Source organism: Streptomyces sp. NPDC053673 (assembly GCF_055585225.1).
In genome coordinates this window covers 1-1,044 of sequence record NZ_JBVJKN010000117.1, presented here as the reverse complement: position 1 = coordinate 1,044, position 1,044 = coordinate 1, and the positions used below count along the sequence as shown (strand labels likewise).

At 63.0% G+C, this 1,044-nt stretch carries 1 protein-coding gene; it reads right to left on the bottom strand.

Features of this window, described 5'->3' with window-relative positions; translation table 11 throughout:
* Positions 1–99: 99 nt before the first annotated feature.
* Positions 100–1,044 (bottom strand): selenide, water dikinase SelD (gene selD / locus ACZ6ZQ_RS38655; RefSeq protein ID WP_469773211.1); only part of this gene is annotated, 945 nt, incomplete at its 5' end.

Below are 1,044 nucleotides of genomic sequence, written 5' to 3'. Positions count from 1 at the left end.
CGGGAAACGCGCCCTTGCTGAACTCGATCGGCGCGCGGGTATCCATCATCGGCCGGTCGTTGAGAAAGATGTCGCGGTAATCGGTGATGTCGATGGGCATCAGAACACCTCTACCGCGTTGGTCTGTCGCTCAACCAGTTCGCCGATAGGTTCAAGGTCCAGGCCCAGTTCCGCGGCCACGGCGAGGAATTCGGCATTGCCCTCGGGCGTGACCGCCACCAGCAGGCCGCCGCTGGTTTGCGGGTCGCACAGCACGCGTTTGTGCAGTTCGTTCAGGCGCCCCAGCTTGCTGGCGTAGCTGTCGAAGTTGCGCAAGGTGCCGCCAGGCACGCAGCCCTGCTCCAGGTAGTACTCAACCCCGGGCAGGCGTGGGACTTTTTCGTATTGGATGCGGGCAGTCAAATTGCTGCCGTCGGCCATTTCCGCCAGATGGCCCAACAGGCCGAAACCGGTGACGTCGGTCATGGCCGTCACACCGGCCAGCTTGCCAAAACGGCTGCCGGGCTTGTTGAGGGTGCACATCCAGTCACGGGCCAGGCCCACATCGGCTTCGCGCAGCTTGCCCTTCTTTTCGGCGGTGGTGAGGATACCGATGCCCAAGGGTTTGGTCAGGTACAGCTGACAACCGGCGGTGGCGGTGTCATTGCGCTTCATGTGGCGTTTTTCCACCAGCCCGGTGACAGCCAGGCCGAAGATCGGCTCGGGGGCGTCGATGGAGTGGCCACCGGCCAGGGGAATCCCGGCAGCGTCACACACGGAACGACCGCCGCGAATCACTTCCCGGGCAATTTCCGGGGCCAGCACGTTGACCGGCCAGCCGAGAATCGCGATGGCCATCAACGGATCGCCGCCCATGGCGTAGATATCGCTGATGGCGTTGGTGGCGGCAATACGGCCGAAGTCGAAGGGATCATCGACAATCGGCATGAAAAAATCGGTGGTAGACACCACGCCGCGCTCGTCGTCGATGGCATATACAGCAGCGTCATCGCGGGAGGCGTTGCCTACCCACAGCTTGGGGTCAAGGTTTTGCGCACCGCTGCC